The organism is Polaromonas sp. OV174 (assembly GCF_900112285.1).
Lineage (GTDB): Bacteria > Pseudomonadota > Gammaproteobacteria > Burkholderiales > Burkholderiaceae_C > Polaromonas.
In genome coordinates, this window is record NZ_FOKZ01000001.1 from 298,751 (window position 1) to 324,818 (window position 26,068).

At 63.8% G+C, this 26,068-nt stretch carries 22 protein-coding genes; 9 read left to right on the top strand and 13 right to left on the bottom strand.

Features of this window, described 5'->3' with window-relative positions; genetic code table 11:
• Positions 1-36: 36 nt before the first annotated feature.
• From BM160_RS01485 to cphA (BM160_RS01495), 3 genes are all read right to left on the bottom strand, one after another.
• On the bottom strand, positions 37-462 hold the full coding sequence (locus BM160_RS01485; protein WP_091999223.1) for a hypothetical protein: 426 nt from the start codon (positions 460-462) through the stop codon (positions 37-39).
• A gap of 177 nt (positions 463-639) precedes the next feature.
• Complete coding sequence (gene cphA, locus BM160_RS01490; protein WP_091999226.1) at positions 640-3,234, bottom strand: cyanophycin synthetase; 2,595 nt, start codon at positions 3,232-3,234, stop codon at positions 640-642.
• A complete protein-coding gene (gene cphA, locus BM160_RS01495) occupies positions 3,234-5,450 on the bottom strand; it encodes a cyanophycin synthetase (RefSeq protein ID WP_091999229.1) in 2,217 nt (738 codons plus the stop codon). Before cphA (BM160_RS01495) ends, cphA (BM160_RS01490) begins: the two co-directional genes overlap by 1 nt.
• A 331-nt stretch (positions 5,451-5,781) precedes the next feature.
• Between cphA (BM160_RS01495) and BM160_RS01500 the strand changes: the two genes are divergently transcribed.
• Positions 5,782-8,136, top strand: a complete 2,355-nt coding sequence (locus BM160_RS01500; protein WP_091999233.1) for a cyanophycin metabolism-associated ABC transporter — start codon at positions 5,782-5,784, stop codon at positions 8,134-8,136.
• Between the two features lie 12 nt (positions 8,137-8,148).
• Positions 8,149-8,631: a cyanophycin metabolism-associated DUF1854 family protein gene (locus BM160_RS01505; RefSeq protein ID WP_091999236.1), complete on the top strand. Its 483-nt coding sequence runs from the start codon at positions 8,149-8,151 to the stop codon at positions 8,629-8,631.
• Between the two features lie 161 nt (positions 8,632-8,792).
• Here BM160_RS01505 and BM160_RS01510 read toward each other — a convergent pair whose 3' ends face one another.
• Together BM160_RS01510 and BM160_RS01515 are read right to left on the bottom strand one after the other, a co-directional pair.
• The gene (locus BM160_RS01510; protein ID WP_091999239.1) at positions 8,793-9,743 is read right to left on the bottom strand and encodes a M14 family metallopeptidase; all 951 of its coding nucleotides are present in this window, start codon (positions 9,741-9,743) and stop codon (positions 8,793-8,795) included.
• Between the two features lie 16 nt (positions 9,744-9,759).
• Entirely contained in the window at positions 9,760-10,755 is a 996-nt protein-coding gene (locus BM160_RS01515; protein WP_091999449.1) for a Bug family tripartite tricarboxylate transporter substrate binding protein, read from the bottom strand.
• A 140-nt stretch (positions 10,756-10,895) separates the two neighbouring features.
• Between BM160_RS01515 and BM160_RS01520 the strand changes: the two genes are divergently transcribed.
• Positions 10,896-11,783 (top strand): MurR/RpiR family transcriptional regulator, encoded by an 888-nt coding sequence (locus tag BM160_RS01520; RefSeq protein ID WP_091999242.1) that lies wholly within the window; start codon positions 10,896-10,898, stop codon positions 11,781-11,783.
• A gap of 150 nt (positions 11,784-11,933) precedes the next feature.
• Here the strand turns inward: BM160_RS01520 and BM160_RS01525 are convergent, their stop codons facing one another.
• Complete coding sequence (locus BM160_RS01525; protein ID WP_091999245.1) at positions 11,934-14,231, bottom strand: NADP-dependent malic enzyme; 2,298 nt, start codon at positions 14,229-14,231, stop codon at positions 11,934-11,936.
• A gap of 113 nt (positions 14,232-14,344) precedes the next feature.
• The gene (locus BM160_RS01530) at positions 14,345-15,010 is read right to left on the bottom strand and encodes a GntR family transcriptional regulator (protein ID WP_091999452.1); all 666 of its coding nucleotides are present in this window, start codon (positions 15,008-15,010) and stop codon (positions 14,345-14,347) included.
• Positions 15,011-15,152: 142 nt separating this feature from the next.
• On the opposite strand from BM160_RS01530, the gene BM160_RS01535 reads away from it, so the two are divergent.
• Positions 15,153-16,160, top strand: a complete 1,008-nt coding sequence (locus BM160_RS01535; protein ID WP_091999248.1) for a tripartite tricarboxylate transporter substrate binding protein — start codon at positions 15,153-15,155, stop codon at positions 16,158-16,160.
• A gap of 25 nt (positions 16,161-16,185) precedes the next feature.
• Here the strand turns inward: BM160_RS01535 and BM160_RS01540 are convergent, their stop codons facing one another.
• Positions 16,186-16,689, bottom strand: coding sequence for a hypothetical protein (locus tag BM160_RS01540; RefSeq protein ID WP_091999251.1), 504 nt, complete (start codon positions 16,687-16,689; stop codon positions 16,186-16,188).
• A gap of 104 nt (positions 16,690-16,793) precedes the next feature.
• Here BM160_RS01540 and xdhC point away from each other — a divergent pair, with 104 nt between their 5' ends.
• Entirely contained in the window at positions 16,794-17,618 is an 825-nt protein-coding gene (xdhC, locus tag BM160_RS01545; RefSeq protein ID WP_091999455.1) for a xanthine dehydrogenase accessory protein XdhC, read from the top strand.
• Positions 17,619-17,776: 158 nt separating this feature from the next.
• A complete protein-coding gene (locus BM160_RS01550; protein ID WP_091999255.1) occupies positions 17,777-18,994 on the top strand; it encodes a urate hydroxylase PuuD in 1,218 nt (405 codons plus the stop codon).
• Between the two features lie 25 nt (positions 18,995-19,019).
• Here the strand turns inward: BM160_RS01550 and BM160_RS01555 are convergent, their stop codons facing one another.
• A complete protein-coding gene (locus tag BM160_RS01555; RefSeq protein WP_091999258.1) occupies positions 19,020-19,955 on the bottom strand; it encodes a LysR family transcriptional regulator in 936 nt (311 codons plus the stop codon).
• A gap of 118 nt (positions 19,956-20,073) precedes the next feature.
• On the opposite strand from BM160_RS01555, the gene BM160_RS01560 reads away from it, so the two are divergent.
• Both BM160_RS01560 and BM160_RS01565 read left to right on the top strand, forming a co-directional pair.
• Complete coding sequence (locus BM160_RS01560; RefSeq protein ID WP_091999261.1) at positions 20,074-21,168, top strand: tartrate dehydrogenase; 1,095 nt, start codon at positions 20,074-20,076, stop codon at positions 21,166-21,168.
• A gap of 28 nt (positions 21,169-21,196) precedes the next feature.
• Complete coding sequence (locus tag BM160_RS01565) at positions 21,197-22,198, top strand: Bug family tripartite tricarboxylate transporter substrate binding protein (RefSeq protein ID WP_091999263.1); 1,002 nt, start codon at positions 21,197-21,199, stop codon at positions 22,196-22,198.
• A gap of 127 nt (positions 22,199-22,325) precedes the next feature.
• Here BM160_RS01565 and BM160_RS01570 read toward each other — a convergent pair whose 3' ends face one another.
• Positions 22,326-22,658, bottom strand: a complete 333-nt coding sequence (locus BM160_RS01570; RefSeq protein ID WP_091999266.1) for a DMT family transporter — start codon at positions 22,656-22,658, stop codon at positions 22,326-22,328.
• 125 nt (positions 22,659-22,783) lie between these two features.
• Between BM160_RS01570 and BM160_RS01575 the strand changes: the two genes are divergently transcribed.
• On the top strand, positions 22,784-24,130 hold the full coding sequence (locus tag BM160_RS01575; RefSeq protein WP_091999269.1) for a glycerate kinase type-2 family protein: 1,347 nt from the start codon (positions 22,784-22,786) through the stop codon (positions 24,128-24,130).
• Here BM160_RS01575 and BM160_RS01580 read toward each other — a convergent pair.
• The 3 genes from BM160_RS01580 to BM160_RS01590 form a co-directional block, all read right to left on the bottom strand.
• The gene (locus BM160_RS01580) at positions 24,108-24,758 is read right to left on the bottom strand and encodes a hypothetical protein (RefSeq protein ID WP_255368539.1); all 651 of its coding nucleotides are present in this window, start codon (positions 24,756-24,758) and stop codon (positions 24,108-24,110) included. The genes BM160_RS01575 and BM160_RS01580 overlap by 23 nt on opposite strands.
• Positions 24,755-25,396, bottom strand: coding sequence for an SCO family protein (locus tag BM160_RS01585; protein ID WP_091999273.1), 642 nt, complete (start codon positions 25,394-25,396; stop codon positions 24,755-24,757). The genes BM160_RS01580 and BM160_RS01585 overlap by 4 nt, the downstream gene beginning before the upstream one ends.
• A gap of 62 nt (positions 25,397-25,458) precedes the next feature.
• Positions 25,459-26,067, bottom strand: a complete 609-nt coding sequence (locus BM160_RS01590) for a c-type cytochrome (protein ID WP_091999277.1) — start codon at positions 26,065-26,067, stop codon at positions 25,459-25,461.
• Between the last annotated feature and the right edge of the window lies 1 nt (position 26,068).

The window sequence follows — 26,068 nt, forward strand, 5'->3', positions numbered from 1 at the left end:
GCTTCGGCCGCCAGAATTGGCAAAACGGTAGCGTCCTTATTGGGATGTTGGCGATATCACGGTTTCGGCTTCGCGCAGAACTCCCCCGCCGGCGATGCTGCCTTCTATTTTTCCTTGTCCCTCAATGCGAGCCCGGCAGGCGACTTTGTCGTCGTCGGTCTTGAACACATCACAGCGCTTCAAGGCGTTGGCTGCGAACTGACCGTCACCATTTTCAAGCTTGCCGGCACGTTTGGCGGCGTTGGCGTTTTTGACCTCGGTGATGCAGGTGGCTTTGGCTTCTTGGCTGCTGCCGTTTATGCAAGCGGCCATTTCGTTTTTTGGATTCCCACTGGCGTCAATGCCGGTGCTGCTTGGCGCGACTTGTGCCGTGGCTGCCGTCATGGCCAGTAAGGCCGTTAGTCCGACGCTGCTCAGGATTTTCCCCGTCTTGCTGAGGTGAAAATGAAGGGATGGGCGCATGGTTGAACTCCTTCTTCGGTTGCAATGAAGGGAGTTTGAACCGCTGCGCTGTGCGGGTCTGCAAGACAAGGCAGCAGGCTGGCCGCACTTGACGCTGATTTAGCTGTAGGACAAGGCGCTTGGAGGTGCACGATCGGGCTGGGCCGCCCACTGACGGGCAAGCCCAGGCCGGCCAGCTTAGGAGTGCGCTTTTTCCTGGGCTTCTTTGACCCGGGCCGCGAGATGATCCAGCGCTTCCTGCACCTGGTCCACCAGGATCAGGCAAAGGTCGCCGGGTTGCAGGCGTGCCAGCGCCGTGTCGATGGCGACAAACTCGCCGCGTATCTCATCAATATGCACGGTGCGGCTGGAACCCGTCAGGCCTTCGCGCAACAGCCCCATCACCTCGCCGTCAGCACGGCCGCGCTGGGCTGCGTCTTGGTACAGCAGCACGTCGTCGAAGGCGGCACCCAGAATGATGGTCTGGTCGCGGATGTCGCTGTCGCGTCGGTCGCCGGCGCCGCTGATCACCACGCTGCGGCGCTGGCCAGGTGTGGCCGGCATGGCGTCGACGGCCGCCACCAGGGCTCGCATGGCGTCGGGGTTGTGGCCGTAGTCGGCAATCACGGTGGCACCGCGGTAGTCCATCACATTGAAGCGGCCGGGTGCGTTGTGGGCGTCGTTGACAAAGCTGGCCAGCCCGCTTTTGATGGTGTCCCAGTTCAGGCCAACGGCCCAGGTCGCAGCCACGGCGGCCATGACGTTTTCAACCTGAAAGCCTATGCTGCCGCCGCGCGTGACGGGTATGCCTTGCAATGGAATGCGTTCCATCCAGGCGCCTTCGGCGGCCACCAGCATGGGGCCTTCGACATAAACCGTGCGTTTGCCCTGTGCGCGGTGCGTGGCCATCAGTGGGTGATGCCGGTCGGCGGCAAAAAAGATCACCTTGCCGGGACAGGTATGAGCCATTTCCGCAACGATGGGGTCGGCGGCGTTGAGCACCGCGCATCCGGCGGGGGAGACGTTTTTCACAATTACTTGCTTGAGTACGGCCAGGTCCTCCACCGTGGTGATGTAGTTCAACCCGAGGTGGTCGCCGCTACCTATGTTGGTGACGACGGCGACTTCGCAGCGGTCAAAGCCCAGGCCTTCGCGCAGCACGCCGCCACGCGCGACTTCAAATACGGCGGCATCGACGTCGGGGTGCATCAGCACGTTGCGCGCGCTTTTGGGGCCGCTGCAGTCGCCGCTGTCGGTCTGCCGACCATTGATATAGACGCCGTCAGTATTGGTCATGCCGGTGCGCAGGCCGTTGGCGGCCAGCAGGTGGGCAATCAGGCGTGTGGTGGTGGTCTTGCCGTTGGTGCCGGTCACGGCAACCACTGGCACGCGGCCGTCGTCGCCGATGGGGAACAACTCATCGAGCATGGCCACTCCAACGGCGCGGCCCTTGCCGTAAGAGGGGGACAGGTGCATGCGCAGGCCGGGTGCGGCATTGACCTCGACCACGCCGCCGTTTTGCGCTTCCAGCGGGCGCAGCATGCTTTCGCAGACCATGTCGACGCCGCAGATGTGCAAACCAACCATTTGTGCGGCGGCAACGGCACGGGCGGCCACGGCCGGGTGGACGTTGTCGGTCACATCGGTGGCGGTGCCACCGGTGCTCAGGTTGGCGTTGTTGCGAAGCAGCACGCGCCGCCCCTTGGCGGGAATTGAGGCTGGTGTCAGCCCCTGTGCCTCGAGTTGGAGCACGGCAATCTCGTCAAAGCGGATCTTGGTCAGGGAGGTGGCGTGGCCTTCACCGCGCCTGGGGTCCTGGTTGACGATGTCTACCAGGTCACGCACGCTGTGCAGGCCGTCGCCCACCACCTGGGGGGGGTCGCGCCGGGCTGCGGCCACCAGCTTGTTGCCCACTACCAGCAGGCGGAAGTCGCTGCCGGGCAAAAACTTCTCTACCATGACCTCGCCGTATTCAGCGGCCGCGCGGTAAGCGATTTCAAGATGTTCGCGGGTCGTGATGTTGACGGTGACGCCCTTGCCCTGGTTGCCATCTTGCGGCTTGACCACGACAGGGAAACCTACCTGCTGGGCCGCGGCCCAAGCGTCGTCGGAGTCGTTGACCGGCCGGCCCAGTGGTACCGGCACGCCAGCGGCGCGCAGCAGTTTTTTGGTGAGATCCTTGTCCTGCGCGATGGATTCGGCCACGGCGCTGGTGACGTCAAATTCAGCCGCCTGGATGCGGCGCTGGCGCGAACCCCAGCCGAACTGCACCATGCTGCCCTTGGTCAGGCGTCGATAGGGTATCCCGCGTGCCACCGCCGCGTCGACGATAGAGCCGGTGCTGGGGCCCAGGCGCTCGTCTTCGTCGAGATCGCGCAACTGTGAGATCGCCGCTTCCAGGTCGAAGTCGGTATTGCGCAGGGCGGCGTGTATTAGTGTCTGCGCCAGTTCCAGCGCCAGTCGGCCGACGGCTTCTTCGCTGTACTCGACCACGACCTGGTAAGTGCCTGGCTCCACCGTGGCCGCTGTGTGGCTGAAGGTGACGGGGCAGCCGGCGGCGGCTTGCAGTTCAAGCGCTGCTGCTTCCAACACATGCGCCAGCGAGACCGGGCCGGCGTGGCCGGTGTCGCGCAGCGTGCCCATGTCGGGAAACAGGGCGCGCACACGCGGCTCGAAACCAGGCAGGCTGTCGATGGAGCACTCGGCTGCGCTGCAGGCCACGATGGCTTCTAGTGCCGTATCACGGCTCCATAGGTTGGGCCCACGCAGGGCCCGGATACGAGACACTTCCATCAGTCTGCCCTCCCGGCAGGTTTGTCATTTGCTTCAAAGGCCTCCATGCCCGCACCAATCAGGTTAAGCGGGATGTCGAGTGCCCAGGCCGTGGCTATGGCGGCCAGCACGGTGCTGTCGGACATATTGCGATGTGCGTGGCGTTCCTTCCAGGCCGTCAGCTTGCCCAGGCCGGGCAAAACGGTCTCGGTGGTGCCGGAGGCCAGCACCACCTGGTCCTGGCGCGTATAGACGGCGCAACCATTGGCGCTGCGATGGGCTGCGATAGTGGCCGCGTTGGGATCCGTGCCATAAAAAATCACGGCGCCATCGCACAGCGGCTTCATGTCCGCAACGCGCGCATCGTCGGCGTTCAGCACGGCGGTGCCGCTGGGCAACACCACATCGACTTGCGAGCGCATGACCTTGAACATCTGTTCGTCTTCGGTGATGTCGAATTCGGCCAGGCCGGCGGCCCCGCCCAGGTCGGTGACCACGCCGACCTGGCAGCGGTCATAGGCCAGGCCGCTGCGCAAAATGGTGTCGGCGCCGTTCTCAAACACGGCGGCCTGCACCGCCCGATTGATCAGCAGGCGCTGGCCGGCCTCCCAGTTGGTGCAGTCGGCCGGGTCTACGCAGCGTTGATCCAGAAACAGCCCGTCCCTGCAGGCCAGGCCGGTGTGGCGGCCCGACAGGTGCAGCAACCAGGCGGTCAGCATCGCGATGTGCTGGGTGCCCTCGGAGCCGGCAATGCCGACCAGGGGGATGCGACCGTTGTGTTTGTTCTCGGTGGTGTCGGGAAACAGGTGCTCGCAGATATCGCGGCCGACCGGGCGTGGCGCGCCCTGGGCCGGCTTGAGGTGCATCAGCAGGCCGGGACCGGCGTTGACTTCCACAATCGCGCCGCCCTGGGCGTGCAGCGGACGCGAGATGTCTTGCGCCACCAGGTCCACGCCGGCAATGTCCAGACCGACCACGCGGGCGGCCAGCGACACGATGTAGTCAACCTCGGGGTGGACGGCGTCGGTGCAGTCAATGGACACATTGCCGTTGCGCTGGACCAGCACCTCGCGGCCCGCCGCTGGGATCGCCTCGGGGCTCAGGCCCTGGCGCTGCAGATCCAGCACGATGGCTGCATCAACCTTGGTGTCTATGGGGCTGAGCGGGAATTCTTCGCCTGCGCCGCGCCTGGGATCGGTATTGAGCTGGGCGTCAATCAACTGGTTCACCGTTTGCCGTCCGTCGCCGGTGATCGAGGCGATCTCGCCCCGTGCCGCGGCCACGACGCGGCCGCCCACCACCAGCAGCCGGTGCTCATGACCGCGTATATAGCGCTCGACCAGAACCTCGCTGCCTTCGGGTTCTGCCACCCGGAAGGCGGCTTCAATTTCTTCTCGCGTATTCAGGTCCAGCGACACGCCTCGGCCATGGTTGCCGTCGGAAGGCTTGACGACCACCGGCAGGCCTATGTCCTGGGCCGCTTCCCAAGCCGCTTCGGCGCTATTGACGACTGCGCCTTCAGGCACCGGCACGCCGCAGGTGGCGAGCAGGCTTTTGGTCAGGTCCTTGTCGTGGGCAATGCCCTCGGCAATCGCGCTGGTCAGGTCGGTTTCGGCGGTCCAGATGCGGCGTTGGCTGGCGCCATGGCCCAGCTGCACCAGATTGCCCTCGTTCAGGCGAATGTGGGGAATGCCTCTGTCGGTGGCCGCTGCCACGATGGCCGCGGTGCTGGGGCCGAGGTAGCAGTCATCGACCTTGGCGTTGATTTTTTGGGCGGCGGCTTGCACGTCCGAGGCGCTATAGGGCAGGTCGTTGATGGCGGCCATCAGCAGCCGGTGGCCCTCTGCCAGTGCAATGCGGGCGACCTGCTCGTCTCTTGCCCGAAACACCATGCGGTAGACGCCGCGCCGCGAGGTGCTGCGGGTCTGGCCAAAGCCGGTCGGCATCCCGGCCAGGTTCAGCAGCTCTATCACCACATGCTCCAGCACATGGCCGGTCCAGGTGCCCTCTTGCAGGCGTTGCAGGAAACCACCGGGCTCGCCCACGCCGCAATGGTGTTCACGCAGGGCCGGCAGCAGCGCCACCAGTCGGTCATTGAAGCCGGGCAGCAGGTTGGAGGGGAAGTCCTCCAAGGCGCCCAGGTCCAGCCATACTTCCAGTACGGGCCGGTAGGTCCAGATGTTGGGGCCGCGCAAATAATTGATGCGCAGCAGTTTGATGTCGTCCTGTTTGCTCATGGTTCGCAAATTTTTATGGTCAACCGGTCGGGCCGGTGCAACGTTTTGATTCCGGGCCCGGAGATAGCCGGCAGCGGTTTGGGTGGAGGACGCCTGTTGAGGGGTGTTGATGTTGACAAGAGAGGGTTGCTTGTCAAAGCTATTTTTTTGTATGCAACTTTAATCGTATTTTCCGACAGAAATAGATAAACAAAAACGGGAATCGGCTGGCTTGGGCGAAAATCGTCGATCCGGCTCAAACTGCGCGCCATGCCTCACTCTTTCCCAAGCCGGACTTGCCGTTCGCAGCCAGGCCGCGCCACATACCGGACTCCAGGAATTCAGACACACAATGCAACATAAGCACCCGGTGGACACCTCTCACCCTACCCATCCTGCGTTGGCAGGACTCTCTTCGCAACTCGCCAGCGAAGAGAACGTTTTGTGTACCCTGGCGGTTGACCTGGATCGGCAACTTCGTTTTTCCCAGGGGTTGTTGGCCCTGACGGACCGCCGTCTGCTGGCCTATAGCCCGGACGCCGGCTGGACCGACTGGTCTACCGCAGACCTGGCCGGCGAGTCCTCGCCAGGCCTGCTGTTGCGGCATTTTGACCACGCCGGCGTGGGAACGCTGGAGCTTCACGAGGCGCGCGGCGCCAGCCCCAGGCGGCTGGCCAGCTGGCGTTTTACCCTGGGTGCCAATGTGCAGGCGCTGCGCTTGATGCGATTGTTCGCACAGCAACAGGCGCCGGCAGACGGCTTGGCCGACGAGATCGCCCTGTGCCCGGAATGCGACCTGCCGCTGCCGCCCGACAGCGAAGAATGCCCGGCCTGCGCGCGCGAGCTGCACACGCCGCCGTCGACCTGGGTGCTGCTGCGCCTGTGGCGCTTTGCCCGGCCCTACCGCTGGCAGCTGCTGTCGGGCTTTTTGCTGACGCTGGCCTCCACGGCGGCCACGCTGGTGCCGCCTTACCTGACGATTCCGCTGATGGACGACATCCTGATTCCGTTCCAGAACGGCCAGCAGATCGAGCCCGGCAAGGTCGGGCTGATTCTGGGCGCGCTGCTGGGTGCGGCGGTACTGGGCTGGGCGCTGAACTGGGCCCGTACCTATTTGCTGGCGCTGGTGTCCGAGCGCATAGGTGCCGATCTGCGCACCGCCACCTTTGACCATTTGCTGGAGCTGTCGCTGGACTATTTCGGCGCCAAGCGCACCGGCGACCTGATGTCGCGCATAGGCTCGGAAACCGACCGCATCTGCGTGTTCCTGTCGCTGCACGCGCTGGACTTTGCCACCGACGTGCTGATGATAGGCATGACCGCCGTCATCCTGTTCTCCATCAACCCCTGGCTGGCGCTGGTGACGCTGCTGCCCTTGCCCTTCATTGGCTGGATGATCCACGTCGTGCGCGACAAGCTGCGCACCGGCTTCGAGAAGATAGACCGGGTCTGGTCGGACGTGACCAATGTGCTGGCCGACACCATTCCCGGCATACGCGTGGTCAAGGCCTTTGCCCAGGAAAAGCGCGAGGCCCAGCGCTTTCGCGTCGTCAACCAGCACAACCTGGCGGTCAATGACAAGCTCAACAAGGTCTGGTCGCTGTTCACGCCCACGGTGTCCTTGCTGACCGAAATCGGCCTGCTGGTGGTCTGGGCCTTTGGCATCTGGCTGATGTCCAGGCAGCAGATCACGGTTGGCGTGCTGACGGCCTTCATCGCCTACATAGGCCGGTTTTACGGCCGGCTCGATTCCATGAGCCGCATCGTCTCGGTGACGCAAAAGGCGGCGGCCGGCGCCAAGCGCATTTTCGATATCCTGGACCATGTGTCCAACGTGCCGGAGCCGACGCAGCCGGTGAAAATTGGCACGCTTGCCGGCCGCATCGACATGAAAGGCCTGGGCTTTCGCTATGGCAACCGTTCTGTGATTCGCGGCCTGGATCTGCAAATCCAGCCGGGCGAGATGATAGGCCTGGTCGGCCACAGCGGCTCGGGCAAAAGCACGCTGGTCAACCTGCTGTGCCGTTTTTACGATGTCACCGACGGTTCTATTCAGGTCGACGGCACCGATATTCGGCGCTTTGCGGTGGCCGACTATCGGCGCCACATTGGTCTGGTGCTGCAGGAGCCATTTTTGTTTTTTGGCACGATTGCCGAGAACATCGCCTACGGCAAGCCAGATGCCAGCCGGGCCGAGGTCGTGGCGGCGGCACGCGCCGCCCATGCGCACGAATTCATCCTGCGCCTGCCGCAGGGCTATGACTCGCTGGTGGGCGAGCGCGGCCAGGGCCTGTCGGGCGGGGAGCGCCAGCGCATCTCGATTGCCCGGGCCTTGCTGATTGACCCGCGCATCCTGATCCTGGACGAGGCCACCTCGTCGGTCGACACCGAAACCGAAAAGGAAATCCAGCGCGCGCTCGACAACCTGGTGCAGGGCCGTACCACCATCGCCATTGCCCACCGCCTCTCAACCTTGCGCAAGGCCGACCGCCTGGTGGTGATGGACAGAGGCCAGGTGGTGGAAGTGGGGCCGCATGACGAGCTGATGGCCAAGCAGGGCGCCTACTGGCGGCTGTATGAGGCGCAGTTGCGGCAGGTCGACAGCGAAGGCGATGACGGTGAGGCCGAAGGCGGTCGCATCGCGGTGGCGACGGCGCAGCTGGCGCACACCGCCCAACACGCGGCCCAGCAAGCCGGCAATCCCTGAAATGAACGGCGCATGACAAATCTCACTGACACCCCTGACTTCCAGCTCAAGCGCACGGCCTCGGGCCGCCTGCAACTGGTGGATGCCAACGGCCAGACGCATGACGGCGTCATGCCGGTGCGCGCCTTTCCCATCGCCGCGCCCGATGAAGGCATTTCACTGGTCAGCACCGAAGGCCATGAGCTGGCCTGGATTGCGCAGTTGCAGGCCTTGCCGGGCGACATGCGCACCTTGCTGGAAGATGAGCTGGCACTGCGTGACTTCGTTCCCGAGATCAGGCAGCTCAAAAGCGTTTCCAGCTTTGGCACGCCCAGCATCTGGACGGTGGCCACAGACCGGGGTGACACCTCGTTTGTGCTCAAGGGCGAGGAAGACATACGCCGCCTCGCAGGCCGCGCGCTCCTGATTGCGGGCAGCGAAGGCGTGCAATACAGCGTGCCCGACATTGGCGCGCTGGACCGGGCGTCGCGCAAGTTGCTGGAGCGCTTTCTGTAGGCGCAGTTTTTCAAAACCCTCTGGTGCAGGGTGCTGGACTTGCGCGGCAGCGTCAAGTCTGAGAAATATTGATGAAATAGGCTGCTAGCGCTTATGGGATAAGCGCTAGCAGCTATTGTTTTTGAAGCAGCTGGTGCGATCAACAGCTGCGCCCCAGCAGCTTAGATCGGCACGGTCAGGTACACGCCTTCGCGTCCGACAACCGGTTCACGGGTAGGCATGAAGATCGTGCAGTTATCGCAAGGCGAGCGGATTTCGCGCTCCATATCGACCGCGATCAGTTCGCCCTTGCTAAAGGTCTCGAAGCCGATCACGGGCCGCGTGAAGGCGAAGCCCTCGGACTTCACCATGTGGACCTCCAACAACCGGAAGCGGCGCGCGGCCTCGGGTGCTGCAGCGTCTGGCGCCGGGTCCATCAGCCCCAGGTGCGCCAGAAAACGTAGCGACACGTCGGTGGCCAGGTCGGCGGCCGACTGGCTGAAATGCTGGCCGCACTCCACCACCACCGCGCCACCCTGGTCACCCGCCTCGCCGTGGCGGCCATAGCCGTTCAGGCCGGTGCCGGGCGCGCAGCCCACCGGCATGACGAGATGCACCAGGGGGTTGCCGACCGCCAGTGCCAAGCGGCCATTGCGCTCGAACTCGGGATAGACCCAGAAGGGCTGCACGGGGGCGCGCGTGGAATGAATATCCAGCAGGTAGTCGGCCGCGTCCAGCACGGGCCGCAGCTCGCGCGCACGGCGCAGCTCGGGGCTTTGCTCCGTGCCTTCGAGCATCTCCTTGGACCAGATGCGGTTGAGGTTGTGCACGAGCTGGCGGTTGTCGTAAGGCCGGTTGATGTCGAAGGCGTTGTAGGCCTCCACATGCGCGAAGCTCACGGTGAGCGTGCCTATCTTCGGTCGCACACCCATATCCAGCAGGTGTGTGGCTGCCACCATGCCGCAAATCTCATTGCCATGTGTCAGTGCGTTGATCAGCACATGCGGCCCGGGGCGGCCCGACTCGAAGCGATGCACATAGTCGATGCCGGTGTTGCCCTGCCGGTAGGCCGAGATGTCGCGGGGAAGCACCTCGAGCGGCGCGGTGTCGGGGGCGAAAGTTGCTTGTGTCATGCGCTCACTCACTTGCTTATTCGCCGCGTATGCCGGCGCGCTTGACCATCTCGCCGTAGACCGCCAGGCGCTCCGACATCATCGCAGTGAACTGCGCGGGTGACTGCGCCTCGGGCGCGAGCGAGCCGCGCGACAGCAAGGCCTCGACCATGGACGGCTGGTCCGCCACCGAACGCACGGCTTTGTGCAGCGTGGCAATCACCTCGGGTGGTGTTTTCGCGGGCGCGGCCAGGCCGATCCACGAGGTGGTGTTGAGTGCCGGATAACCCAGTTCCGCGAAGGTCGGCACATCGGGCAGCGCCGCGACACGGGCCGGCGCGGCCACCGCCAGCGCGCGCAGCTTGCCGGACTGGACATGTGGCAGGAAAGGCGCGAGATTGTCCAGGCCGAACTGCACCTCGTTTGCGATCAGGGCGGTCACCAGCGGACCACCTCCGCGGTAGGGCACATGGATGGCATTGAGTTGAAGCTGCGTCTTCATCAACTCCACGTTGAGCTGTCCCATACTGCCCGGTCCCGCGCTGCAGAAATTGAGCACGCCGGGACGCGCCTTCACCAGCGCGACGAATTCCTTGAAGGTTTTCGCGGGCACGGCTGGGTTCACCAGCAACACATTGATGGAACGGGAGAGCTGGCTGATCGAGAGGAAATCTTTGATCGGGTCGTAGCCTGGGTTGTCTTGCGTCAGCGGGTTGGCGAGATGCGAACTCTGTGACGACACGACAAGCGTGTAGCCGTCGGGCTTGGCGCGCGCGACCTGCGCGCTGGCGATGGAGCCACCGGCCCCGCTGCGGTTGTCTATGACCACCGCCGTGCCCAGCGCCTTGGCCAGCGGTTCGGCATAGAGCCGCGCGATCAGGTCGACCGAGCCACCGGCCGGGAAGGGCACCACCAGCGTGACCGGACGGGAAGGATAAGCCTGGGCGTGCGCGGCCAGGGGCAACAGCGCCGTCAATCCGGCACCCAGGATGGCGCGTCGACTGGGAGTTGAAACGGAGGTGATGGGGCTCATGAAAATGTCCTTGTGCATGAAGAGAGCTAGCGAAGCCGGATCGGCATAATGCAGAGATTATTGCAATAAACCATTTTCCGTGAAATTTTCCTGGCAAAAATGAGTTAGACCAGACGCCAACTGAAAAACGCCCTGTGACCATGACTCTGAACCAACGCATCTCAAGTTACGGTAAGAAACTCACCAAGAGTGAGCAGCGCCTGATCGATGAGCTGCAGGCACACTATCCGCGGGGCCTGCTCGCCTCGGCCACAAGTCTTGCCCAAAAGGTGGGTACCAGCGCGTCCACCGTGGTGCGGCTGCTCGCCAAGCTGGGCTACGAAAGTTATGCCCAGGCGCAGATGGAAGCCCGCCTGGAGGTGACCGCTCTGCTGGCCTCACCCGCCACGCGTGCGGACGCCGTGATCAACGACGACACCTCTATCCGCTCATGCCTGGCCAACGCGCTGCTGCATGATCAGCACAACCTCACCGCGACCTTCGCGTCGCTCGATGTGGCTGCCTTCGAAGCCGCAGTGCGGCTTCTCACGCTGCGCAAGGTGCGCGTGCATGTGCTAGGGCATCGGACCGGCGCCTCGATGGCCAGCCACTTGGCGCTTCACCTGAACATGTGCCTGCCCGATGTGCGGCTCATGACGTCGTCAAGCGCGCTGCCGCTCGAAGACCAGTTGCTCTGGATCGACGAACACGATGTCCTGCTCACACCCACCTTCAGGCGTCACTCGCTGGCCATCGCGCGCGCGGCAAAGTATTTCCGTGAAAAGGGTGCGAAGGTCATAGTGATCACCGACGGACCGACGGCGCCCGCAGCAGCATCGGCCAATCACCTGCTACTGGTTCGCACCTCCAGCGCATCGCCTTTCGACTCGTACACGGCCGCGCTGTCGGTCTGCAATGCACTGATCACGGCCGTCGCCCAGCGCTGCAAGAAAGAAATGGGCGCGGCGCTCGAGCGCGGCGACGCTCTCTGGGAACGGCACTGGAACGACGCGGCCAATCCGGCGCGCAAGTCCCCCTCGGTCCGCTGACTTGCGGCACCTTGACAGGCGAGGAGGGACGGCAAGGGCTAGGTAGCCTTAGTTGGCCGTCGTTATTTCACCAGTGATGCCCATGCTTCAGGGGCGCAGCAAGCGCTCAATGCAAGCGCCAAGCTGCGGCCTTGAAGGCGTGACGCTATCTCAGCGCGCAGCGCTGGCGTTGGCAACCGCCAGCGCGGTCATGTTCATGACCCGGCGCACAGTGGCGGAAGGGGTCAGGATGTGAACCGTGGCGGCCGCGCCCAGCAGGATGGGGCCGACCGTGATGCCTTCGCCACCGGTGATCTTGAGCACGTTGAACAGAATGTTCGCGGCGTCCAGATTCGGGCAGATTAGGATGTTGGCCGCGCCTGTGAGCGTGGTGTCCATCAGCGAGAGCCGGCGAATGTCCTCGGACAGCGCGGCGTCGCCGTGCATCTCGCCATCGCATTCAACATCGGGCGCCATTTTTGAAAACAGCTCCCTGGCCTGTCGCATCTTGCGTGCCGATGGCCGCTTGGACGAGCCGTAGTTGGAGTGCGACAAAAAGGCCACCTTGGGCGGCAGGCCGAAGCGACGCACTTCCTCGGCAGCCATCAGCGCGATGCTGGCCAGCTGCTCGGCGCTTGGCTCGTCGTTGACAAAGGTGTCGGCGATGAAGAGGGTGTGCTTTTCCAGCATCAGCGCATTGAGCGTGGCAAAAACTGGTGTGTCCTTCTTGCGCCCAATGACGTCGTCGACATGGGCCAGGTGCACGTCAAAGCGGCCATGCAGACCGCACAGCATGGCGTCGGCATCGCCGAGCTTGACCATCAGCGCGGCAATCGTGGTGGTGGAACGGCGCACGGCGGCCTTGGCTGCTTCGGGGCTGACGCCGTCGCGGCCCAGCAGGTGGTGGTAGGTTTCCCAGTACTGGCGAAAACGCGGATCGTCCTCGGGGTTGACGCATTCCACATCCTTGCCCAGTTGCATGCGCAGGCCGGCCTTGGTAATGCGGGCGGCGATCACGGCGGGCCGGCCTATCAGTATCGGCGTGGCGATGCCGTCATCAATCACCATCTGTGCGGCCCGCAGCACGCGCTCGTCCTCACCTTCGGCGTAGGCCACGCGCTTGGCGCTGGCGGCGCGTGCAGCGCCGAAGACCGGGCGCATCAGCATGCCGGTGGAGTAGACAAAGCGGGACAGGCTCTGGCGATAGGCTTCCATGTCCTGGATCGGGCGGGTTGCCACGCCCGAGGCTTCGGCGGCCTTGGCCACGGCGGGTGCAATGCGCAGAATCAGGCGTGAATCGAAGGGCGTGGGAATCAGGTAGTCGGGGCCAAAGGACAGTTCCTGTCCGGCATAGGCCTTGGCCACTTCTTCGCTGATGTCGGCCTTGGCCAGGTCGGCGATTTCGCGCACGCAGGCCAGCTTCATTTCCTCGGTGATCTTGCTTGCGCCGCAATCCAGCGCACCGCGGAAAATGTAGGGGAAACACAGGACGTTGTTGACCTGGTTGGGGTAGTCGGAGCGGCCGGTGGCGATGATGCAGTCTGGCCGAACGGCCTTGGCCAGCTCGGGCCGGATCTCGGGCTCGGGATTGGCCAGCGCCAGGATGATGGGGCTCTTGGCCATGGTGATGACCATATCTTGCGTCAGCACGCCGGCGGTCGAGCAGCCAAGGAAAACATCCGCGCCGTTGACGGCGTCGGCCAAGGTGCGCCAGTCGGTTTTTTGCGCGAATCTGGCCTTGGACTCGTCGTAGCCGCCGGGCCGGCCTTCGTAGATCACGCCCTTGGAGTCGCACACAAAGATGTTTTCACGCCGCACGCCCAGGCCAACCATCACGTCCAGGCAGGCGAGGGCGGCGGCACCGGCGCCAGAGACCGCCACGCGAACCTCGGCGATGGACTTGCCGACCAGTTCCAGGCCATTGAGCAGCGCAGCCGACGAGATGATGGCGGTGCCGTGCTGGTCGTCGTGGAAGACCGGAATGTTCATGCGCTCGCGCAGCTTTTTCTCGATGTAAAAGCATTCGGGCGCCTTGATGTCTTCCAGATTGACGCCGCCCAGCGTCGGCTCCATGGCTGCAATGATGTCCACCAGCTTGTCCGGGTCGTTCTCGGCCAGTTCGATGTCGAACACGTCGATGCCGGCAAATTTCTTGAACAGGCAGCCCTTGCCTTCCATCACTGGCTTGCTGGCCAGTGGGCCGATGTTGCCCAGGCCCAGGACGGCGGTGCCGTTGGTGATCACGCCGACCAGATTGGCTCGCGAGGTGAAGTCAGCCGCCAGCGACGGGTCGGCCTGAATGTCCAGGCAGGGATAGGCCACGCCGGGTGAGTAGGCCAGCGACAGGTCGCGCTGATTGGACAAGGCCTTGGTGGCATTGACGGAAATCTTGCCGCGCGTGGGCAGGCGGTGGTAATCGCGAGCGGCGTCGCGCAAGGCCTTTTCGGCGGGGGAAAGTGGATTGCTCATGGGGTCTCCTCAAAAAGTAAATGTGGCAATGAATTCGTAATGAAGGCAAGGGTACTGCAACTGCATGCAGTGTGAAGTTGGGCGTTCCCTCAGGTGGGGCTGTGGCAGGGGCTTTAAGACAAGGCCATCGCAATGTCGTTGCTGGGAAGCGGGCGGTCAAAAGTCAGGCTTTGCTCAACGTGCAGCAAATGATCGCTCATCAATTGCACGGCGAGCGCCTCGTCTTTGGCCGCCAGGGCCTTGACGATGGCCAGGTGCTCGTCGCTGGAGTGGGCGGCGGCGCTGGCGCTCTGGTACATCAGGGTGATCAGCGCGCAGCGCGAGATCAGCTCGCCCAGCAATTGCGCCAGCACCTTGTTGCCCATCAACTCGGCCATGTGCACATGAAAATCGCCCAGCAACTCGGTGCGCCCCGGTACGTCGCCCTGATGGAGGGCGGATTTTTCCAGGGCCACATGGGCCTTGAGCGACTTGATCCTGGCGGGCGTGACTTCGCGCACAAAAGCACGTGTCATCTCGGCTTCCAGCATGCGGCGCACGGAAAACACCTCCCTGGCCTCGGTCACCGACGGGGCGGCCACGCTCGCGCCGCGCGCAGGCTCCAGGCGGATCAGGCCGTTTTGCGAGAGCTGAAACAAGGCCTGTCGCACCAGCGTACGCGACACGCCGAAATGGTCGGCCAGTTTTTGCTCCGCCAGTTTGGTGCCAGGGTGCAGCTTGTGTTCGACGATGGCTTTGGTCAGGGCTTGAACGATGGCGTGGGTAGCGGATGATTCCATCGGGTCATCATACATAAAAACCAATACTGTATACAATTTTTGGCGGCAAATTTTATAACCGTACCAGTGCTTTGGCCAGCGCTGTCATGCTGCCGTCATGGACGGCGGCGACAATTGTGTATCGCCAACTCTCGATCTCACCATGCACGTCAAATCTACCGGCACCCCGAGTCGCCGCCAAGCCTTGTTGCTGTCTGCCGCTGGCGCCGCCAGCCTGATGTCGCCTGGTGTTTGGGCACAGCCCTCTGCCGCTGTCTATCCTGAGCGTGCCGTAAAAATTGTCGTGCCTTTTGCGCCTGGTGCCGGCACCGACGCCATGGCGCGCCTGGTGGCGCAAAAGCTGGGTGAAGTCATGAACGCCAGCTTTGTGGTGGACAACAAGGCCGGCGCCTCCGGGGCGATAGGCACGCAGTACGTGGCGCAAGCGCCGGCGGACGGCTATACCTTGCTGCTGGTGGCTTCGCCATTCACCACGGTGGCGGCCTCGCTTCCGAGTGCCAATTACGACCCACTGCGCCAGTTCACGCCGGTCGGCATGATTGCCAGCGGTCCGCTGGTTTGGGCCGCCAGCACCAAGCTGCCGGCCAACAATATGAAGGAACTGGTGAGCCTGGCCCGCAAGCAGCCCGGCGTCCTCAACTACGGCTCGGCCGGGGCTGGCGGCGTCAACCACCTGGTGCTGGAGTTGCTGAAGGCGCGTACCGGCACCTTCATCACACACATTCCTTACCGCGGCGTGGCGCCCGCCACCATGGACATGATAGGTGGGCAAATCCAGCTGATCACCGGCACCATTCCGGCCTTGCTACCCTTCATCAAAAACGGCAGCATCAAGCCGCTGGCGGTGACCAGCGCCAAGCGTTCCCGTGCCTTGCCCGATGTGCCCAGCATGGCCGAGGCCGGTCTGGCAGGCATAGACGTGGTGAATTATTTCGCCCTGATGGCGCCGGCCGGCACGCCTGCAGCCATCGTCAGCGCCCTGAATGAGGCCATCAACAAGGTGGTGAGCATGCCCGACGTGGTGGCCCGCTTCAAGGCCGATGCGGTGGAGGCCGCTCCCGGTTCACCCGCCTTGCTGGGCCACTTCATTGAGGCAGACTATCGTGCCTGGCGCAATGTCGTGAAGACGCAAAACCTCAAGATTGATTAATCGAGGGGCGCCTCGGCTCGAGCCCCTAGTCCTGGCCTTCGGTCAGCGTGTCGAGCTGAAACTGGCCGCTCTTGTGCCACAGCCAGGTATCGGTGTAAACCACCTTGCCCAGGCGCGTAGGCGCAGGAAACGGGGACGCCTGCCGCACGGTGCGCTCAATTTCCGCCACCACCTCGGGCGCGTGGCGCGGCGCCCGCATCCAGTCCAGGCGGGCAACGCGGCCGTTACGGTCAATTTCCACGTTGAGCACGCCAATGGCGTAGAGCTGGGGCGGCATTCTGCCTTTATAAATGCGACCGGCATTCAGGCCGTAGAGATGGGTCGCGCCGTCGGTTCGGTAGGCGCGGGGCGAAGTTGCGGTCGAATTTCTGCTCGCGTCTTTTGCCGCTGGAGCCGACCCGCTCAAGGGCGTTTCAGTGGGTCTGGCAGGGCTTGCATCGGGGGCAGTTTTGCAGGCGCTGACAATGGCTGCGACAGCGCTGGAAAGCAGGGCTAAAAGCCAGAAACGGCGGGGCGTGTGGTCGGGCATCGTGAGTGTCAATATCTTTTTTTGAGGAAAGCCTTATTCGGCCTATTTTGCCGACAATTGAATCACTTTCTTCCGTCAACTCGTCACCAATGGTTTCTTGCCACATGAAGCACCACACGGAATCCTTTCTGAGGCTGCTGGCCAGCGAGCCCGCTGTGCTGGTGCAGGTGGCGTCGACCCAGGGCTCGGTCCCGCGCGAGGCCGGCACCTGGATGGCGGTTTTTGCCCAGGCGCTGGTGGGCACCATAGGCGGTGGCCACCTGGAGCACCAGGCCATTGCCCAGGCCAGGGCGAAGCTGCAAGCGGGCGGCGGTGATGGCACCGGTGCGGAGCTTCCCGTGCGGTTTGCGCTGGGCCCGGCGCTGGGCCAGTGCTGCGGCGGCGTGGTCTATCTCTCGTTCGAGTGGGTCAGCGCCAGCGATGTGCCGGCGCTGGCCCAGCGCCTGGACTATGGCCTGGCGCCCGTGGCGCTGTTCGGTGGCGGCCATGTGGGTCATGCCTTGGCGCAGGTGCTGGCGCCCTTGCCCTTTGCGCTGACCTGGATAGACAGCCGTGACGATGTGTTTCCCGACACGCTTGCGGCGCAAGTGGTGTGTGAGTATTCCGAGCCGGTGCAGGCGGCGGTCCATGGCCTGGCGCCACAGTCGCGTGTGCTCATCATGAGCTTTAGCCACGCCGAAGACCTGGACGTGCTGATGGCTTGTTTGCAACGTCAGCGCGAAAAAGCCGACTTGCCCTATATCGGCCTGATTGGCAGCAAAACCAAATGGGCGACCTTTCGCCACCGCCTGGAGGCACGCGGCTTTACCGCCGCCGAACTGGCGCATGTCACTTGCCCGATAGGCGTGCCCGGCATCAGCGGCAAGGAGCCCGAGGTGATTGCCGTGGCGGTGGCGGCCCAGCTGTTGCAAACACTCAACGCGGCCTGATTTCGGGTTTGGCGCTTGGCGCAAACTCGATAAACTCGCGACATCAGGTCGCAGCGGAGCCGGGAAATTGGCAGCAAGATGCCGTTTCTTTTGTTCGTGGCCTCGTTTCTGCTTACAGCGCCCGCAGTGGTGAGCAGGTTTGCAAAGGTTGAGAAATCATGGAAAGCTATCTTCTCGACTGGGCCAACCTGCTGCTGCGCTGGGTCCACGTCATCACCGCCATCGCCTGGGTCGGCTCCTCGTTTTACTTCGTCTTTCTCGACAGCAGCCTGACGCCGCCGGTCGATGAGGATCTGAAAAAGCAGGGCGTCAGCGGCGAGCTCTGGGCCGTGCACGGCGGCGGTTTTTACCACCCGGTCAAGTTCGCCGTCAAGCCGCCCTTCATGCCGGCGCATCTGCACTGGTTTTACTGGGAGAGCTACAGCACCTGGCTGTCGGGCTTTGCGCTGTTCACGCTGTCCTACCTCTGGAATGCCAGCACCTACCTGGTCGACAAGTCGCTGATGAACTGGTCGCCCGGTGCGGCCGTCGCGGTGGCGCTGTCCTTCTTTGTGGTGTTCTGGATGCTTTACGACGGCATTTGCCAGTGGTTTGGCCGGGGCAAGCATGGCGATGCCATCGTCGGCGCGCTGGTGGGGGTGCTGGTCTGCGCGGCCTCCTGGCTGGCCTGCCACTGGTTTGCCGGGCGTGCGGCCTTTTTGCTGGTGGGCGCCATGCTGGCGACCAGCATGAGCGCCAATGTGTTGTTCTGGATCATCCCGGGCCAGCGAAAAATGGTCGCCGCCATCAAGGCCGGCCAAGCGGTGGACCCGGTGCACGGCCTGCGCGGCAAGCAGCGCAGCGTGCACAACACCTACTTCACCTTGCCGGTGCTGTTTGCCATGCTCGGCAACCACTACAGCTTTACCTGGAGCCATCCGCAGAACTGGCTGGTGCTGATTCTGATGATGTTTGCCGGCGCGGCGATACGGCAGTTTTTTGTGCTGCGCCATGGCTACAAGCTGGGGCGCAACCGGCACCCGCTGGCCTATGCGCTGGTGGGAGTTGCCGTGATCCTCGGTGCTATCGTCTGGATGAAGCCGGCTGCTACTGATTCGATAGCTTCTGGCGCCCGTCCTGCTTCGGCTGCAGGCCAAATTGGCTATGAAAAGGTGCAAACGGTGCTGGCCCAGCGCTGCTACCAGTGTCACGGCGCACAGGTGCAGATGAAAAATGTGCGCCTGGACTCCCCCGAGCAGCTCAAGCAGCATGCCCAGGCCGTCTATCAGCAGGCCGTGGTCAGCAAGCTCATGCCCATGAACAATGCCACCGGCATTACCGAGGCCGAGCGCCAACTGATAGCGCAGTGGTTTCTGGCCGGCGCCAAGGTGCCGTGACCGGCTAGGTGGAACGCCGGCAGGGCTACCAGTCCGCCATCAGGCCTGCCGCGCGTATGGATTTCTTTTCGAAGTGGGCGGCCAGAAAGTCCACGAAGGCCCGCACCCGCGCCGACACCTGGTGGCGTTGCGGGTAGACCGCATGAATATCGGCCGAGGGTGTGCGGTAGTTTTCCAGCACCTGCTTGAGTCGGCCGCTGCGCAGATAGCGCGCAATATCCCATTCGGCGCGCATCACAATGCCGTGGCCGGCCAGTGCCCAGTTGACGGCGATCTCCCCGTCGTTGGTGCTCAGGTTGCCGCGCACCTTGACGGTTTCCGTGCGCTTGCCAGACGACAGGCGCCAGCTGCCGTAGGCCTCGTCCCCCTGGCGTATGCCTATGCAGTCGTGGTGGGTGAGGTCGTTCGGCACCTTGGGTGTGCCGCGTCTGGCCAGGTAGGACGGCGCCGCGCAGAGCAGGCGCCGGTTGGGCGCGAGCTGCCTGGCCAGAACGCGTGCATCGGGCGGCTCGCCGAAGCGCACGCAGACATCGAAGGCATCTTCGCTCAGCGGTGGCGGGTTCACCGACAGCTGCAGCTGGACCTGGACCTCGGGATGAAGCTTGACGAAGCCCGCGATCAGCGGCGCGATGTGGCTGCGCCCGAAGCCCAGCGTGGCGTTGACGCGCAGCAGCCCCTTGGGCGCCGCCACGGCGCTGGACACCAGTTGCTCCATGTCGTCGATGTCGGCCAGGATGCGGCGCGCATGCGTGAGATAGGTCTCGCCTTCGGGCGTCAGGCCGACACGCCGGGTGGTTCGGCTGAGCAGTTGCACGCCGAGCCTGGCTTCCATCTGGGCCAGCCGCTTGCTGACGGCAGGCGTGCTGACGTCGAGCTCGCGCGCCGCGACCGAAAAGCTGCCGCAGCGCGCCAGCAGGCTGAAAAAGGCCATTTCGGCAGAGGCGGAGACGGGTGTGGACATTGTTGAATCAAAGTAAACAATGGGATAACTCTAGCGGCTTTAATTGAATCTAACAAGGCGTAGAGTCGTCCCCAGTTTTACTCAATTCACCCATTTCACCGATTTCAAGGAACGACGCATGAAAACCTACAAGATAGCCTGCATCCCCGGCGACGGCATAGGCAAGGAAGTCATTCCTGCCGGCCAGCAAGTGTTGCAGGCCCTGGCCGCCACGCAAAGCAGCTTCAAGTTCGAATTCACCTCCTTCGGCTGGGGCGGCGACTGGTTTCGCGAGCACGGCCAGATGATGCCCGAGAAGGGGCTGGACGAGCTGCGCGACAAGGACGCCATCTTGTTCGGCTCGGCCGGCGACCCGCATATTCCCGACCACATCACGCTGTGGGGACTGCGCCTGAAGATCTGTCAGGGCTTCGACCAGTACGCGAACGTCAGGCCGACCCGCATCCTGCCCGGCATAGATGGCCCGCTCAAGCGCTGCACGCCGGAGCAGCTGGACTGGGTCATAGTCCGCGAGAACTCGGAAGGTGAATACGCCGGCGTGGGCGGCCGCGTGCATCAGGGCCATCCGATAGAAGCCGCCACCGATGTCTCCATGATGACGCGCGCCGGCGTCGAGCGCATCATGCGCTACGCCTTCAAGCTGGCTCAGTCGCGCCCCCGCAAGCTGCTGACCGTGGTCACCAAATCCAATGCGCAGCGCCACGCCATGGTGATGTGGGACGAGATCGCGCTGCAGATTAGCCAAGAGTTTCCTGACGTGCGCTGGGACAAGGAGTTGGTGGACGCCTGCACCGCCCGCATGGTGAATCGTCCCGCCACGCTGGACACCATAGTTGCCACCAACCTGCATGCCGACATCCTGAGCGATCTGGCCGCGGCTCTGGCCGGCAGCCTGGGCATCGCGCCCACCGGCAACATCGATCCCGAACGCCGCTACCCATCGATGTTCGAGCCCATCCACGGCTCGGCCTTCGACATCATGGGCATGGGCCTGGCCAACCCGGTGGGTACCTTCTGGTCGGCCGTGATGATGCTGGAGCACCTGGGTGAAAACGCGGCTGCACGGCAGTTGATGCAGGCCATAGAAGCGGTGACGGCGGACGCTTCGCTGCACACGCGCGACCTGGGCGGCAGCGCCACCACGGCGCAAGTGACCCAGGCCGTCTGCGAGCGCATCGCTACCGCGGTGCAGCCCATGGCCGCGGCTGCCTGATTCCATAACAACGCCAAGGAGACAAGACATGCAAGCAAAAAAACAAAGTCGGCATTTTTCACAACTGGCCCAGGTAGCGCTGCTAGCCGGCGCCACGGCCTTGAGCCTGGCCGGCAGCGCGGCCTTGGCGCAGAGCTGGCCGGTAAAGCCCATCAGCCTGATCGTGCCTTTTCCTGCGGGCGGCACCACCGATGTGCTGGCACGTGCTGTGGGGCAGGAGCTGTCCAAGGCCCTGGGTCAGCCGGTGGTGGTGGAAAGCCGGCCGGGCGCCGGCGCCACGCTGGGCGCGGACTTCGTGGCCAAGGCCAAACCCGACGGCTACACGCTGTTGATGGGCGCGGTGCACCACACCATCGCCACCAGTGTGTATCGCAAGCTGCCCTACGACTTTCAGAAGGACTTTGCGCCCGTCACCACCGTGGCGCTGGTGCCCAATGTGCTGGTCATCAACCCGAATGTGCCGGCCAAAAACGTCAGCGAACTGTTGGCGCTGGCCAAGGTCGAGCCCGGCAAGCTGACCTATGGCTCCAACGGCAACGGCACCGGCCAGCACCTGATAGGCGCTCAATTCGAGGGCATGGGCGGCGTGCAGATGCTGCATGTGCCCTACAAAGGCAGCGGCCCGCTGACCACCGACCTGCTGGGCGGGCAGATCACCATGTCTTTTGACACCATCACGCCGGTGCTGCCCCACATCAAGGCCGGCAAGCTGCGCGCGCTGGCGGTGACCACCAGCAAGCGCTCGCCGACGCTGCCCGAGGTACCGACGCTGGACGAGGCTGGGCTCAAGGGCTTTAACCTGGGCACCTGGTTTGGCATTCTGGCGCCGGCCGCCACGCCCAAGGAACTGGTGGTGCGCCTGAACACCGAACTGGTGAAGATCATCAACGCGCCTGACTTCCGCAAGAAGATGGCCGACATCGGTGCCGAGCCTGTAGGCAACACGCCCGAGCAGATGGCGCGGCAAATCAAGGATGACACGGAGCGCTTTGCCAAACTCGTCAAGGACGCGAAGGTCAGCATCGAGTGAGGCAAGCTTGGCGCTAGCAGCGGGGTTTGGTGATTGCTACTGAATCAATAGCTTCTGGCGCCCGTCCTGCCTGGGCTGCAGGCCTGAATGGCTATGAAAATGCGGTCAACGGCAGAAACCGCCGGCTTTAAGCCATGGTGGATTTTGAAAACAGGTTCAACACCACCACGCCGGCAATGATGAGCGCCATGCCCAGCATGCCGGCCAGGTCTATCTTTTGTCCGTGAAAGAAAAAACCGGCGATGCTGATCAGCACGATGCCCAGCCCTGACCAGATCGCGTAGGCGACGCCGGTGGGAATGGACTTCATGGTCACCGTCAGGAAATACAGGGCAACGCCATAGCCCACCACCGTGATGATGGACGGCACCAGGCGGCTGAAACTGTCGCTGGATTTCAAGGCCGTGGTGGCAATGACTTCGGCAATGATGGCGATGCCCAGGGCCAGGTAGGAGTTCATGCGGTTTTCCTGCAAGTTTGTGATGGGGCATTCTAGGTAGCCGCGCTGTGGCGCCAGGCATTAATCCTTCCATCCCACCGGGTTACTGAGAAGTTTCACAGCACAATCCGGGGAGGAGACTTTTGATGACAACACGCCAGACCACCACGATTCCCGACGCCAGCGCCCAGCCTAGAGAATTTCTTGAGTATCTGTATCAGGCCGCCGTCACGCGTGCCCTGCCGCTGGAAAACACCGCCCGCTATTTGCCGAATCCGCCTACGCCCGAGAGCGGCGGCCGAACCATTGTGATTGGCGCGGGCAAGGCCGGTGGCTCCATGGCCCAGGCGGTGGAGGCGCTGTGGCCGGCCGATGCGCCGCTGGAGGGCCTGGTGGTGACGCGCTACCACCATATTCCGCCACGCCCGGCAGGCCTGAAGCAGCGCATCGAAGTCGTCGAGGCCGCGCATCCTGTGCCCGATGCGGCCGGCCTCGCCGCCGCCCAGCGCATTCTGGCCCTGGTGCAGGGCCTGACCGCCAATGACCTGGTGCTATGCCTGATCTCGGGCGGCGGCTCGGCCTTGCTGACCCTGCCCGCCGAGGGCCTGAGCCTGGAGGAAAAGCAGGGCATCAACAAGGCCCTGCTCAACAGCGGCGCCAACATTGCCGAAATGAACTGCGTGCGCAAACATCTCTCGCGCATCAAGGGCGGCCGGCTGGCGGTGGCCTGCGCACCAGCGCGCGTGGTCACGCTGACCATCAGCGACGTGCCGGGCGACGACCCGTCCATCATTGCCAGCGGCCCGACCGTGCCCGACGCGACGAGTTGCGCCGAAGCGGTGGCCATATTGCAGCGCTACGGCATAGCCGTGCCGGGCGCCATCATGAGCCTGCTGGAGCAGGGCGCGCTGGAAACGCCCAAGCCCGGCGACCCGGTGTTCGAGGGCCATGAGGTGCACATGATTGCCACGCCGCAGCAAAGTCTGGAGGCCGCTGCCGCAGCGGCCAGGGCCGCGGGGCTGGCGGCCTACATCCTGAGCGATGAAATCGAGGGCGAGTCACGCGAAGTCGGCAAGGTGCATGGAGCGCTGGCCCGTGCCGTGGCCTTGAAGGGCCAGCCCTTCCAGAAACCCTGCGTGATTCTGAGCGGCGGCGAAACCACGGTGACCATCAGGAAACAGGCGCCGGGCACAGCCAGAGGGCGTGGCGGGCGCGCTGGTGAATTCTGCATGGGGCTGGCGCTGGCGCTGCAAGCTCAGGCCGGCGTCTATGCGCTGGCGGCCGATACCGACGGCATCGATGGCGTTGAAGACAACGCCGGTGCCTACGTGGCGCCCGACACCTTGCAACGCGCCTTGGCCAGGGGCATGAAGCTGGATCAGTACCTTGACCGCAACGATGCCTATGGTTATTTTGATCCGCTGGGCGACCTGGTGGTGACCGGGCCTACGCACACCAACGTCAATGATTTCAGGGCGCTGCTGATTCTGTAGTGCCGGCTTGTTCTGCCGCCGCATCGCTGCGCATCAGGGTGCGGATCAGGGCCGCAAACCAGGCCAGCGCGATGGCCGCCGTGATCCAGATCAGCCTTTGCCCCAGCCGCTCCTGGTCGTCCAGCAGATAGGCGTTGCAGACGCGCACCGGTGAACTCTCAAGCAGATAGCCGACCACGGCGCTCATGGGCAAGACGTTTCCCAGAAAGAAACCCTGCACCAGCCAGCCCGCAGGCTGCCACGACAGGCGCAAGGCCGCGCCGCAAAAAAGCAGGGCCAGCCATTTGGCAAGCTCGACACGGCCATCAGTCAAGGCAAGGTCCAGCACACGGGGAATCATCAAGATGGCCAGCACCAGCGCGGTGGCGAACAAGCCGCTGATGCCGTAGCCGTTCCAGCGCTTGAGGCGCTCCAGCCAAGCAGACGGCAACGCGCCAGCCAGGCAAAAGCCGAGCCCGGCCAGCAACGGGAATTGCACCAGCATGTGCCGGGTCATGCTGGCCTCCAGAAAATGCCGCGCACCGGGCAGGGCCAGCAGACACAGCAAGGCCAGGGCGGCGAGTGGTTGCCAGCGGTGCAAGTGATGCCGCTTGAATAACTTGCGCCTGAGCTGCGAGTGTTTGTTCATGGCGCAACGCCGCTGGCCAGGTAGCGTGCATAGTCGAGCGCGAGTTGCTGCTCGGCGTAGTCGAAGATGCGCACCAGCCGGCCTTTCTGGTCTATCACCAGCAGGGCCGCGTTGTGCTCGAAATTGCCGCGACCATCGGGCAGCACCAGGACCTGGAAATCCATCAGTAGGCGCTGGTTTTCCTGCGCGTCGGGCACGCGGGCCAGGCGCCAGAAATGCGGGTCGGCACCCAGGCGCGCCGCGTAGGCCTGCAGTATTTTCGGCTGGTCATGCGCTGCGTCAAAGCTGATGGAGAGCAGCTTCACCCGCCTTGCCGCGGCATCGGTTTTGCTGGCCTCTTGTAGCGTGGCTTGCATCTGCTGGTAGACGCTACCCAGCGTCAGGCACACCGTCTGGCAGCGGGTATAGACGAAGTCAAGCAGCGTGACCGACTGCCCATCGGCCAGCCATTGCGACAGCGGCTGTGCCGGGATGCCTGGCCCGTCAATCTTGACGGCGGGAGCGGCGACCGGCACCAGGACCACTTCCAGGCGGCGTGCGCCTTCCGCGGTCCAGACCTGAAAGTCGTGCGTCAGCCAGGCCGCACAGCCATAGGCTGCGCCGGCCAGGCCGAGGCTTAGCAAGGCGGTGCGCAGCATCAGGCCTCCGGCACTCTCATGGTCATGTGACTGCCTCGCATATCCATATCCGGCCGTGGCGTTCAGGGCGTCTTGGCTGTCAGCGCCTTGAGCTCGGCCTCGCCGTTGAATGGGGTGCTGCGGGTGCCGGCCTTGCGTTCGGTGGCGAACAGCTCGGCCTTGAGGGCGCCGGCCTTGTTAGACCATTCGGCGCGGACGTAGCTGGCAACGGCGGCCAGTTCGGCGTCGCTGAGTTGCTGGAACGAAGGCATGGCGCCCTTGTAGCTGTTACCCATCACGCTCAGCTCGCCGCTCACGCCGTGCAGCAAGATGTTGGCCAGGGTGCGCTCCTCACCCATCACCCACTCGGAACCGTCCAGCGGCGGAAAAACACCTGGCAGGCCTTTGCCTGTGGCCTGGTGGCAGGCGACGCAATTGGCGGTGAAAACCTGCTTGCCGTCGGCGCCCGCGCCCGCTGCCCCCGCCGCCGGTGCCCGCAGATCGGCCACGGTGCGCCTGTCACCCAGATCGGCCTGGCCAAAGGGCTCGGATAACAGGATGTAGGCCACGCCGAAAATCACCACGGCCAGGGTGATGGCTGCCACTATCAGGGGAATCGGCCGCTCGCGCTCCGAGGGTTCTTCCTGTTCACGCTGCTGGGCCCGGCGCTGCGACTCTGGTTCTTCTAGCATG

Bases quoted from the DNA above. Each gene is read 5' to 3' on its own strand.
- BM160_RS01485 (WP_091999223.1), bottom strand. From the start codon at position 462: ATGCGCCCATCCCTTCATTTTCACCTCAGCAAGACGGGGAAAATCCTG.
- cphA (WP_091999226.1), bottom strand. From the start codon at position 3,234: ATGGAAGTGTCTCGTATCCGGGCCCTGCGTGGGCCCAACCTATGGAGC.
- cphA (WP_091999229.1), bottom strand. From the start codon at position 5,450: ATGAGCAAACAGGACGACATCAAACTGCTGCGCATCAATTATTTGCGC.
- BM160_RS01500 (WP_091999233.1), top strand. From the start codon at position 5,782: ATGCAACATAAGCACCCGGTGGACACCTCTCACCCTACCCATCCTGCG.
- BM160_RS01505 (WP_091999236.1), top strand. From the start codon at position 8,149: ATGACAAATCTCACTGACACCCCTGACTTCCAGCTCAAGCGCACGGCC.
- BM160_RS01510 (WP_091999239.1), bottom strand. From the start codon at position 9,743: ATGACACAAGCAACTTTCGCCCCCGACACCGCGCCGCTCGAGGTGCTT.
- BM160_RS01515 (WP_091999449.1), bottom strand. From the start codon at position 10,755: ATGAGCCCCATCACCTCCGTTTCAACTCCCAGTCGACGCGCCATCCTG.
- BM160_RS01520 (WP_091999242.1), top strand. From the start codon at position 10,896: ATGACTCTGAACCAACGCATCTCAAGTTACGGTAAGAAACTCACCAAG.
- BM160_RS01525 (WP_091999245.1), bottom strand. From the start codon at position 14,231: ATGAGCAATCCACTTTCCCCCGCCGAAAAGGCCTTGCGCGACGCCGCT.
- BM160_RS01530 (WP_091999452.1), bottom strand. From the start codon at position 15,010: ATGGAATCATCCGCTACCCACGCCATCGTTCAAGCCCTGACCAAAGCC.
- BM160_RS01535 (WP_091999248.1), top strand. From the start codon at position 15,153: ATGCACGTCAAATCTACCGGCACCCCGAGTCGCCGCCAAGCCTTGTTG.
- BM160_RS01540 (WP_091999251.1), bottom strand. From the start codon at position 16,689: ATGCCCGACCACACGCCCCGCCGTTTCTGGCTTTTAGCCCTGCTTTCC.
- xdhC (WP_091999455.1), top strand. From the start codon at position 16,794: ATGAAGCACCACACGGAATCCTTTCTGAGGCTGCTGGCCAGCGAGCCC.
- BM160_RS01550 (WP_091999255.1), top strand. From the start codon at position 17,777: ATGGAAAGCTATCTTCTCGACTGGGCCAACCTGCTGCTGCGCTGGGTC.
- BM160_RS01555 (WP_091999258.1), bottom strand. From the start codon at position 19,955: ATGTCCACACCCGTCTCCGCCTCTGCCGAAATGGCCTTTTTCAGCCTG.
- BM160_RS01560 (WP_091999261.1), top strand. From the start codon at position 20,074: ATGAAAACCTACAAGATAGCCTGCATCCCCGGCGACGGCATAGGCAAG.
- BM160_RS01565 (WP_091999263.1), top strand. From the start codon at position 21,197: ATGCAAGCAAAAAAACAAAGTCGGCATTTTTCACAACTGGCCCAGGTA.
- BM160_RS01570 (WP_091999266.1), bottom strand. From the start codon at position 22,658: ATGAACTCCTACCTGGCCCTGGGCATCGCCATCATTGCCGAAGTCATT.
- BM160_RS01575 (WP_091999269.1), top strand. From the start codon at position 22,784: ATGACAACACGCCAGACCACCACGATTCCCGACGCCAGCGCCCAGCCT.
- BM160_RS01580 (WP_255368539.1), bottom strand. From the start codon at position 24,758: ATGAACAAACACTCGCAGCTCAGGCGCAAGTTATTCAAGCGGCATCAC.
- BM160_RS01585 (WP_091999273.1), bottom strand. From the start codon at position 25,396: ATGCTGCGCACCGCCTTGCTAAGCCTCGGCCTGGCCGGCGCAGCCTAT.
- BM160_RS01590 (WP_091999277.1), bottom strand. From the start codon at position 26,067: ATGCTAGAAGAACCAGAGTCGCAGCGCCGGGCCCAGCAGCGTGAACAG.